Source organism: Aggregatilinea sp. (genome assembly GCF_036822615.1).
In the GTDB taxonomy this organism is placed as follows: Bacteria; Chloroflexota; Anaerolineae; order Aggregatilineales; family Aggregatilineaceae; genus Aggregatilinea.
On sequence record NZ_DAISHJ010000014.1, the window covers coordinates 1 to 9,966 of the forward strand.

A 9,966-nucleotide genomic window follows, 5' to 3' on the forward strand; every position below is an offset into this window, starting at 1 on the left:
GGGCAGGGTGTCGCGGCGGTGCACGCGCTGGCGGCGGCGCTCGAACGGCAGACCGGGCGCGCGCTGCCCATCAACGTGGACGGCGCGATCGCCGCGCTGCTGATCGATCTCGACCTGCCGCCGGAGATCGCCAACGCCTTTTTCATTATGGCGCGCGTGCCGGGCCTGATCGCCCAGATCCACGAAGAACAGACGCGCGAGCGACCCATGCGCGCCATCCACCCCACCGATCACGGCTACGACGGCCCGCCCCCGCGCGCGCTGGAGTAACTGCGGGCGGCTGCGCCGCGCCGATGCGTTACAAAATGCAGGGCGGGTTAGGAACCCGCCCCCACACAATCCTCGGTAATTTTGCTTGTCTCCCCTCTCCAACCTGGATTGGAGAGGGGCCGGGGGTGAGGTCGCGGTGATCCCTTAAACCGCATTAACCTGCCCGTTTTTGGCTGTCCGCTACCGCCCTTGCTGCTTGGCGAACGCCGCGTCGAACGCCACGGCGGACGGCGTGAAATCGGCCTTGCGCACGAACTCGACCGCCTCCGCTGCGCCGTGCTCGCGGTCCATACCGCTGTCTTCCCACTCTACCGAGAGCGGCCCGGCGTATCCGATCCGGTTCAGCGCGCGGATCAGCCGGTCGATGTCCAGGTCGCCATGCCCCAGCGAGACGAAATCCCACGCGCGCCGCGCGTCGCCAAAGTTCAGGTGACTGCCCAGGATGCTGTTACGTCCATCCAGGTGTACGCGCGAGTCTTTGACGTGGACGTGGAAGATACGGCCCGGGAAGCGTTCGATGAACGCCACCGGATCGAACATCTGCGGGATGAAGTGGCTGGGGTCGAAGTTGAACCCAAACGCCCCATGCCCGCCGACCGCGTCCAGTGCCATGTCCGCCGTCACGATGTCGAACGCGATTTCGGTCGGGTGCACTTCCAGCGCGAACCTGACGCCCTGCGTCTCGAACGCGTCCAGGATCGGCAGCCAGCGATCCGCGAACTCGCGGTAGCCCGCCGCGATCATCGCGTCCGAGGTCGGCGGGAAGCGGTACAGCATATGCCACACCGGGCTGCCTGTGAAGCCCGTCACCACGGATACGCCAAAGCGTTTGGCGGCTTCGGCGGTGCGTTTCATCTCGTCCGCGGCGCGGCGGCGCACGCCTTCGGGATCGCCGTCGCCCCACAACCGGTCCGGCAGAATCTCGCGGTGGCGCGCGTCGATCAGCGCGTCGGCCACGCACTGCCCAACGAGGTGATTGCTGATGGCGAAGCACTTCAGCCCGTAGCGATCCAGCAGGTCGCGCTGTGCCTGGACGTAACCGTCCTCGTTCAGCGCCCGCTCGACGTCGAAGTGATCGCCCGAACAGGCGATTTCGAGGCCGTCATAGCCCCAGCTGGCGGCCTTCTGCGCCAGCGTTTCCAGCGGCAGATCGGCCCATTGGCCGGTGAATAACGTGATCGGTCGAGACATATCTCGCTCCTTGCTGCATTCAGCGAACAGCGGTTAGCCGTTAGCGATTAGCCCATGCAACGATTCAAGCCACGCCACGCCAACCGGAGCCTGCGCAGACCCCCTCACCCCTGGCCCCTCTTCAATCGGATTGGAGAGGGGAAAAGGGGCCGGGGGTTAAGGGGTGAGGTGAACGTGCTCACGCTTATCCCACCCCCTGATAATCACCAAACGCTCTTGCGCTCACTAACAACCAACAACTGAAAACTAAAAACTGTCTTTTACGCATTCAGCCACAGATCGACCGGCTTATCGACCTCCGGCGGGGTATACGGCCACTCGATGCGCCGCCCCTCGCCCGCCGACTGGTACGCCGCGTAGATGATGCGCAGCACTTCCAGGCCGTCCTCGCCGGTTTCCGTGGGTTCTTCCTTGCCCTGCACCACGTTCACGAAATGGCGCATCTCCTGCGGGAAGCCGTGCGTCCATTCCTCCTCGAAGCCAGTGAACGTCCAGCCCATCGTGCTGTCGGCCTTTTCGACCGCGTAGCCATAACCGACCTTGCTGTGCGTCCGTAGGCCCACGCCTTGCACCAGATCCGCGCGCGTGTTGCCCAGCGTGCCGTAGATCTCGCAGCGGTCGTCGATGCCGCCCGTCTTCGCCCAGCTATTTTCGGCCATGGCGATTGCGCCGTTCTCGAACTCGATCACGACGATGCTGTGATCCTCGCCCAGCGTCTTTTCCGAGTGCATGAAGCGCCCCAGCGTCGCCTGCACGCTCTTGACGCGCGGACGGTCCAGGATCCAGCGCGCGAACTCGATGCTGTGGCAGCCCATGTCCAGCAGCACGCCGCCGCCGGAGCGATTCACGTCCCAGAACCAGGGCGAATGCGGACCGTCGTGTTCCTCGCTTTGTTTCACCAGGAACACCTTGCCCAGCGCGCCTTCCTGAATCAGCTTCTTGGCCCGCACGTACTTGGGCGCGAAGCACAGCATCTCGCCGTACACCAGCTTGACGCCCGCCGCATGGACCGCCGCCATCATGCGCTCGCCTTCCGGCAGGCTGCGCGCTAGCGGCTTTTCGCACAGAATGTGTTTGCCCGCCTGCGCCGCCGCCACGACGACTTCTTCGTGCAGGTCGTTGGGGATGCCCACCGTCACCGCGTCGATGTCGTCGCGCTTCAGGATCGCCTCGTAATTATCGTAAGCATCGGGGATGCCGTGCTCGTCCGCGAACTGGCGCGCAACTTCCGTGGTCAGACTCGCCACGGCCACCACATCTGCTTCCGGCACGAGATGCAGGCTGTTCACGTGCAGGTTCGAGATGAAGCCGCTCCCGATGACGCCGATACGAACCTTATCCATTGTTGAATCTCCTTAGCTCGCAAAAAATTCTCTATCGTGCGTTTACTGCCGCAAGCTGGTCTGCCGCCCATAGATGGAAATCAGCGCCAGCAGAATGATGCCCACGATGATGAGTTGGTACGCCTCGTCCAGCTCCATCGCGCGCAGCAGGCTGTCGATCAGCGTCAGCACCAGCGCGCCGGACATCGTGCCCCAATAGCTGCCCATGCCGCCCGACAGCAGCGTGCCGCCGACCACCACCGCCGCGATGGACGGGAACAGGTAGCTGTTGCCCAACTGCAAAAACACCGTCTGCGAAAAACCGAGCAGGATGAACCCGCCGAAGCCCGCCAGAAGCCCGCTGAGCATGTATGTCGCCACCACGATGAACTGCACGCGCACGCCCGAAAGCCGCGCCGCCGTGCGGTTCGTGCCGATGGCGAACAGGTACTTGCCGTACGTGGTCCGGTTGAGCACCAGCCACATCGCCACGCCCAGCGCCAGCCAGATGAAGATCACGCCGGGGATGCCCAGCACCAGCGGGCTGGCGATCCATTTCGCCATCAGGCGCGGAGTCGCCCCCAGCATCTCGCCCTGCGTGACGACCAGTACCGTACCCTGCACTACGCCTGTCATGCCCAGTGTCATCACCAGCGGCGGGATGCGCAGCAGCGACACCCCCAGCCCGTTCAGCAGGCCGATCAGCAGACCGGAGCCGCACGCCAGCAGCAGTCCCAGCGGGATCAAGTTATTGTCGCCGTCCGTGAAGCGGAACGTGAGCATCGCGCCCAGCGTGACCACCGCGCCCACGGAGAGATCGATGCCCTCGCCGCCGCTGATGATCACCAGCGTCTGCCCCGCCGCGATGATGCCCAGGAACGCCGCCAGCCGCACGATGTTCGTCGCCTGGTCCAGGTTGACGAAGTTCGGCTTAACCAGCCCGCCCGCGAAGAACAGCACCACCGCGAGCAGCAGCGCGATCAGCGGGGGATTCAACGTGCGTCGCACGCGTAGAATACGGTCGCTGCTGGCGTTCATTTGTTCACCACCCGCCGTATCAAACCGACCAGCCCCGGCCCCGCCAGCGCCGCGATGATGATCAGCGCGTTCACCAGCGTTTGGGACCACGTCGGCACGTCGGCAAAAAAGATCACGTTGCGAATGACGCGCAGGATCATCACGCCGATGATGGCTCCGGCGATGCCGCCTTTGCCGCCGCTCAGGCGCGTCCCGCCCAGCACCACCGCCACGATCGAGTCGAGCGTCATGTTATCACCGATGTTCGCCTGCCCGGACCCGGTCGAGAACGTCAGTGCGGACGCGGCCAGCCCCGCAAACACCCCGGCCCAGATGTACGTCGTCAGCCGGATGATCTTGACCGGCACGCCGGTCGTATAGGCCGCCTTGTCGTTGCTGCCCGTCGCAAACAGGAACTGCGCGTAGCGCGTCGAGCGCAGCAGCATCCAGACCAGAATCAGGATGCCGATCACGTAAAAGGCCAGCGGGATGCCGTTGGGCGTGCCCGCATAGAAGCGGCGCAGCTCGGTCGGGATCTGCCCGCCGGGACGCGGCAGCAGCACCAGCGCGACGCCGGAGAAAATGAAGCTGGTCGCGTAGGTCGTGACGATCGGCTGGAGCCGCAGCACGGCCACCATCACGCCGTTCAGCGTGCCCGCCAGCGCCCCGACCCCACACGCCGCCAGCACCGCCAGCACGATATCGGTACTGCTCGACTCGGCGTCGATCAACTTGACCAGCACCGCGACGAGCATCGACACCATCGTGCCGACCGACAGATCGATCCCGCCCCCGATGATCACCACCGACTGTCCCACCGCCAGCACGATCAGCGGCAGCAGCGTGCGCATCGAGTTGTTCAGAATCCGCAGCTCGAACAGGTTATCCTGCAGCGAATAGTTCACGCTCAGCAGGATCGCCAGCAGGAGCAGTGAAAACAAATAGGTGTTGCGCGCGAAGAAATAGCGCGCTCTAGTGTTTACCATGACCCGTCCCCAGACTGGCCGCCACCAAATTCGAGCGCGTCAAACGGTCGCCGCTGAGTTCGTCGCGCACCAGCCCATCTTGCAGAACCAGCACGCGGTTGCACAGGCCCAGCAGCTCGTCGTCGTCGCTGCTGTAGAACAGGATCGCCGTACCCTGCTGCGTGAGCTGCTTCAGCAGGGCGTAAAACTCGCCCTTCGCGCCCACGTCCACGCCCTTGGTGGGATCGTTAAGCAGCAGCAGCTTCGGTTCGCGCAGCAGCCACTTGCCGATCACGACCTTCTGTGCGTTGCCGCCGCTCAGGCTGCTGGCGGGCGCGTCCAGCGTCGAATACACCAGCGAGAGATCCTCCGCCGCGCTCGACGCCGCGCCGCGTGCCGCCTGTACGTCGTGAATGAGTCCGAAGCGCCGCCACGACGGCAGCAGGAAGTTTTCGAGGATCGAGCGCGACAGCATCAGCCCTTCCGAGCCGCGATCGCCGGGCACGAACGCTACCTCGCTGCGCATCGCGTCGCGCGGGTGGCGGAAGCGGATCCTGCGCCCGGCCAGCGTCACCGTGCCGGTATAGGGCAGCGCGCCGAACAGCGCCAGCAGCAGATCCGTCTGCCCCTGACCTTGCAGCCCGCCCAGCCCCAACAACTCGCCGTCGCGCAGCGTCAGATCGACCCCGCGCACCCGTCCCGCGTGCAGCCCGCTCACCTCCAGCCTGACCGGTGCGGACACCTCGACCGGCGTCATGCGGATGTCGCCCGGCGACGATGCGCCCTCGATCATCATCTGCACGATCTCGCCCTCGCTGGTCGCGCCGATGTCCACTGTGCCGACTGTCTGCCCGTTGCGCATAACCGTTACGCGATCCGCCACACGGAAGATCTCCTCCATGCGGTGCGTGATCAGCACGATCGCCATGCCGTCCCGCTTCCACTCGCCGATCAGGTCGAACAGGCGATCCACCTGCGCGCTGTCCAGGCTGGCCGTCGCTTCGTCGAAGATCACGAGGCGCGGCTGGTTGCTGATCGCCTTCAGGATTTCCACGATCTGCCGCTCGTCGGGCGGCAGCGTATTGACGAACGTATCCGGCTGCAGCCGGGGCGATACCGTGCCCTCGAACAGCGCCAGCAGATCGCGCGTGCGCCGCCGTATCTCGCCCCCACGCACGCCCAGGCCCGCCCGCAGCGGTTCGTGCGACAGCCAGATGTTTTCGGCCACGGTCATATCGGGCACGAGGCTCAGTTCCTGGTACACCGCCGTGATGCCGAGTTTTTTGGCTGCTTGCGGGCTGGCAAAGTGCACTTCCTTGCCATCGAGGAGGAGCTGCCCCTCATTAGGGGCAGCCACTCCCGTGATGACCTTGCTGAGCGTACTCTTGCCGCTGCCATTCGCGCCGACAAGCGTGACGACCTCACCGGAGGTGATGCTCAGGCTCCCGTCGCGGACGGCGATCACGCCGCCGTAGCGTTTGACAATGTGGTTGGCAAAGAGTGTCAGCGCCATGCGATTACTCCATGAAGGCGGCAGCCTGTTCCTGGGTGATGAAGCCGTCCAGGGTGTAGGACGCCGGGAAGCCGCCGTACTGCGCGTAGTAACTGGCGAAGTCTTCCGCCGTCACCGCGTAGGGGATCGGCACGTACAGCGAGTTGCCGAACGGCCCCGCCAACTGCGCCGCATCCACTGTGCCGCCGCAGAGCTGTTCCATCGCCACGCGCACGCCGTCCGCGCCCACGCCCGGCGGATTCACCACGCCGATCGAGCGGAAGTCCGGCTGCTCGGCCAGCACTTCGTTCCAGAGCTGCAGGTAGCCGCTGCGCGCCTCACCGCTGACCACCGGCCATACGTCCGGGTTGGCCGTACGGACCGCCGTCAGCACGCCGAACGCCATGCCGTCCTGCGTCCACACGCCGTCGATGTTGGGCAGGCTCGCCAGGAAGTCGCTCATGACCTGCTGGCCCGTCGCCTGATCCCAGCCGCCGCTCTCACGCCCGACGATGTTGATGCCGGGGTACTGGTCGAAGATCTCCATCGCGCCGGACATGCGCGCTTCGTTCGCCGGATGGCCCACGAAGCCCTCGATCAGCACGATGTCGCCTTCACCGCCGAGTTCCCGCACCAGCCAGCGCGCGCTGATCCGCGCCCATTCCGTCTGGTCGATCACCACATTGGTCACGCCCTGCGCGCCGATCTCCTGGTCCACCGCGATCACCACGATGCCCTGTGCTGCCGCGTCTTCCAGGTCGAAGTTCAGCGCCGACTGGTCGCCGGGGTTGATAATGATCGCGTCCACGCCGCGATTCACGAGGTTCTGGATCTGCTGCTGCTGGCCCGCCACATCCGTGTCGGCGCTTTCGACCACCAGCTCGACCTCGATCCCCGCCGCGTTATATTCCGCGACCACCCCCTCGATGTTCTGGATCATCTGCGTGCGCCACTCGCTTCCGACGAAGCTGTTCGACACGCCGATCGTGAATGGCCCGGAACACATTCCGGCCAGTTCGGCCAGCCGCGTGCCGGACGAGAAAGTCGAGCTGCTGATCACCGGGCCGTCATCGTCCGCCATGAACGCCGACGCCTGTTCCTGGGTGATGAAGCCGTCCAGGGTGTAGCTGGCCGGGAAGCCGCCGTACTGCGCGTAGTAACTGGCGAAATCTTCCGCCGTCACCGCGTAGGGGATCGGCACGTACAGCGAGTTGCCGAACGGCCCCGCCAACTGCGCCGCATCCACTGTGCCGCCGCAGAGCTGTTCCATCGCCACGCGCACGCCGTCCGCGCCCACGCCCGGCGGATTCACCACGCCGATCGAGCGGAAGTCCGGCTGCTCGGCCAGCACTTCGTTCCAGAGCTGCAGGTAGCCGCTGCGCGCCTCACCGCTGACCACCGGCCATACGTCCGGGTTGGCCGTACGGACCGCCGTCAGCACGCCGAACGCCATGCCGTCCTGCGTCCACACGCCGTCGATGTTGGGCAGGCTCGCCAGGAAGTCGCTCATGACCTGCTGGCCCGTCGCCTGATCCCAGCCGCCGCTCTCACGCCCGACGATGTTGATGCCGGGGTACTGGTCGAAGATCTCCATCGCGCCGGACATGCGCGCTTCGTTCGCCGGATGGCCCACGAAGCCCTCGATCAGCACGATGTCGCCTTCACCGCCGAGTTCCCGCACCAGCCAGCGCGCGCTGATCCGCGCCCATTCCGTCTGGTCGATCACCACATTGGTCACGCCCTGCGCGCCGATCTCCTGGTCCACCGCGATCACCACGATGCCCTGTGCTGCCGCGTCTTCCAGGTCGAAGTTCAGCGCCGACTGGTCGCCGGGGTTGATAATGATCGCGTCCACGCCGCGATTCACGAGGTTCTGGATCTGCTGCTGCTGGCCCGCCACATCCGTGTCGGCGCTTTCGACCACCAGCTCGACCTCGATCCCCGCCGCGTTATATTCCGCGACCACCCCCTCGATGTTCTGAATCATCTGCGTGCGCCATTCGCTTCCGACGAAGCTGTTCGACACGCCGATCGTGAATGGCCCCGTGCAGCTTGGCTGCGCGGCGGCGCTGTCAATGCCGCTAAACGTGAATACGGTGGAAAGGAGTAGGACTAATGCGAGCAAGAGGTGTAATTTACGCATGATTCGTTCTCCTAAATAGTTATCGGTGTTAAGTGGGGAACATTCCAGGCAGTTCGCCGTGATTACTTCCCGAATAGAACCTCCTTCGTGGCTGCTAAAGTTTGCCGACAAAGATATGTTCAATCGCCAGTGCGACCGCGCCGATGACTCCGGCGTCTTCGCCCATAGGGGAGTAGTCGATCCGCAGGTGTTGGGTTGAAAGTGGCAGCGAGCGCGACAGGATGCCGCGCCGGATCGTCGAAAGAAACTGCGTCCCGATGTTGGCGACGCCGCCGCCGATGAGGATCAGGCTGGGGTTAAAAAAGTTCACGACACCGGCCAGCACTTCACCGATCAGCGTGCCGCTGGTTTTAATAAGTTCCATGGCGACCTTGTCGCCCGCGTGCGCCGCCATGCCGATGTGCTCCGCCGTCAGCGACGTCACCCCGGCGGCCAGATATTCGGCCAGGATCGGGCTGCGACCGCTCTGCGCGGCCTGCATCGCCTGCCGTGCCAGGGCGCTGCCGGAGGCCATCGCCTCGACGCAGCCGACGTTGCCGCAGTGACAGATCGGGCCGTTGCGGTCAGCCTGGATGTGCCCGATGTCGCCCGCGCAGCCGTTGCTGCCGCGATAAATCCCGCCGTCCACGATGATCCCCGCGCCGATGCCCGTGCCCACCTTCACGAAGATGAAGTTATCGACGCCTTTGCCCACGCCGGAGCGCAGCTCGCCCAGCGCCATCACGTTGACGTCGTTATCGACCACCACCGTCGCCAGCGGAAACGTCTCTTGAATCTTGGTGCGGATTGGGTAACGTTCCCAACCGGGCATGATCGGCGGCATACTCAGCACGCCGTTGAGGAAATCGACCGGGCCGGGCACGCCGATGCCGATCGAGCGCACCTTGTCGTTGGGGATTTTCGCCTGCTGGATCAGGTCCTGCATGATGGTCGCCACGCGGTCCAACACCGGATCCGGCCCCTGCTTCACGTCGATAGGTTCCCGGTGACGCAGCAGAAGCTCGCCGCGAAAATCGGCCAGGGCGATGTCTACGCTCGTCGCGCCCATATCCACGCCGATCACGTATGCGAAGCTGGCGTTGAAGTCGAGGATGCGCGCCGGGCGTCCGCCGGTTGATTCGGCGTCTGCGATTTCTCGAATGATGGTGCGGTCGATCAGGTCTTTCACGAGGCCGGTGATCGTCGCGCGGGAATAACCGAGCTGCCGGGCGAGGTCGCTGCGCGACAGGCCGCCCGTCGAGCGCATCAAGTCCACGACTTTATACTGCTGCAGGGGCAGCGTGAGGCTGTTGCGATAGAAAGTGAGTGCGGACAGCGGATCGTGATGGTTCATAAGGTTACAAGTTTTAAGGCGGACCAAACAACTCTAAGCGAACTTATTTTTAAGAATACGTTGGTTTGAATGTAATTTAGCATACTTTGTTCACTTTTTGTAAAAAGATTCCGTTGACTTAGAGTTGTCAGCGTCAATAATCCGCACTGGCGCAAGACCGCCGATCAGCGTAGACTTCTCACTACCGCACGACAATCGGGGTGTTTTCCGCACTGATAGGCGAAAGCACCGTC

8 protein-coding genes are annotated in these 9,966 nt (G+C 64.3%); 1 reads left to right on the forward strand and 7 read right to left on the reverse strand.

Annotation, left to right across the window (positions count from 1 at the left end; translation table 11 throughout):
- Positions 1-270, forward strand: a 270-nt coding sequence (locus tag V7116_RS06835) for a citrate/2-methylcitrate synthase (protein WP_324391147.1), incomplete at its 5' end; no start/stop codon positions are given.
- 180 nt (positions 271-450) lie between these two features.
- On the opposite strand, the gene V7116_RS06840 is transcribed toward V7116_RS06835, so the two are convergent.
- The 7 genes from V7116_RS06840 to V7116_RS06870 form a co-directional block, all read right to left on the reverse strand.
- Positions 451-1,461 carry a sugar phosphate isomerase/epimerase family protein gene (locus V7116_RS06840; RefSeq protein ID WP_324391148.1) on the reverse strand — a complete coding sequence of 337 codons (1,011 nt, stop codon included), beginning with the start codon at positions 1,459-1,461 and terminating at the stop codon, positions 451-453.
- Positions 1,462-1,721: 260 nt separating this feature from the next.
- Complete coding sequence (locus V7116_RS06845; protein ID WP_324391149.1) at positions 1,722-2,804, reverse strand: Gfo/Idh/MocA family protein; 1,083 nt, start codon at positions 2,802-2,804, stop codon at positions 1,722-1,724.
- Between the two features lie 42 nt (positions 2,805-2,846).
- The gene (locus V7116_RS06850) at positions 2,847-3,821 is read right to left on the reverse strand and encodes an ABC transporter permease (protein WP_324391150.1); all 975 of its coding nucleotides are present in this window, start codon (positions 3,819-3,821) and stop codon (positions 2,847-2,849) included.
- Positions 3,818-4,786: an ABC transporter permease gene (locus tag V7116_RS06855; RefSeq protein WP_324391151.1), complete on the reverse strand. Its 969-nt coding sequence runs from the start codon at positions 4,784-4,786 to the stop codon at positions 3,818-3,820. The genes V7116_RS06850 and V7116_RS06855 overlap by 4 nt, the downstream gene beginning before the upstream one ends.
- Positions 4,773-6,278: a sugar ABC transporter ATP-binding protein gene (locus tag V7116_RS06860; protein WP_324391152.1), complete on the reverse strand. Its 1,506-nt coding sequence runs from the start codon at positions 6,276-6,278 to the stop codon at positions 4,773-4,775. Before V7116_RS06860 ends, V7116_RS06855 begins: the two co-directional genes overlap by 14 nt.
- 4 nt (positions 6,279-6,282) lie before the next feature.
- A complete protein-coding gene (locus V7116_RS06865; protein ID WP_324391153.1) occupies positions 6,283-8,400 on the reverse strand; it encodes a substrate-binding domain-containing protein in 2,118 nt (705 codons plus the stop codon).
- A gap of 94 nt (positions 8,401-8,494) precedes the next feature.
- The gene (locus V7116_RS06870; RefSeq protein WP_324391154.1) at positions 8,495-9,733 is read right to left on the reverse strand and encodes an ROK family transcriptional regulator; all 1,239 of its coding nucleotides are present in this window, start codon (positions 9,731-9,733) and stop codon (positions 8,495-8,497) included.
- Between the last annotated feature and the right edge of the window lie 233 nt (positions 9,734-9,966).

Excerpts from the sequence above, each read along its gene's own strand:
- V7116_RS06855 (WP_324391151.1), bottom strand. The coding sequence starts at position 4,786 with ATGGTAAACACTAGAGCGCGCTATTTCTTCGCGCGCAACACCTATTTG.
- V7116_RS06870 (WP_324391154.1), bottom strand. The coding sequence starts at position 9,733 with ATGAACCATCACGATCCGCTGTCCGCACTCACTTTCTATCGCAACAGC.
- V7116_RS06865 (WP_324391153.1), bottom strand. The coding sequence starts at position 8,400 with ATGCGTAAATTACACCTCTTGCTCGCATTAGTCCTACTCCTTTCCACC.
- V7116_RS06860 (WP_324391152.1), bottom strand. The coding sequence starts at position 6,278 with ATGGCGCTGACACTCTTTGCCAACCACATTGTCAAACGCTACGGCGGC.
- V7116_RS06840 (WP_324391148.1), bottom strand. The coding sequence starts at position 1,461 with ATGTCTCGACCGATCACGTTATTCACCGGCCAATGGGCCGATCTGCCG.
- V7116_RS06850 (WP_324391150.1), bottom strand. The coding sequence starts at position 3,821 with ATGAACGCCAGCAGCGACCGTATTCTACGCGTGCGACGCACGTTGAAT.
- V7116_RS06845 (WP_324391149.1), bottom strand. The coding sequence starts at position 2,804 with ATGGATAAGGTTCGTATCGGCGTCATCGGGAGCGGCTTCATCTCGAAC.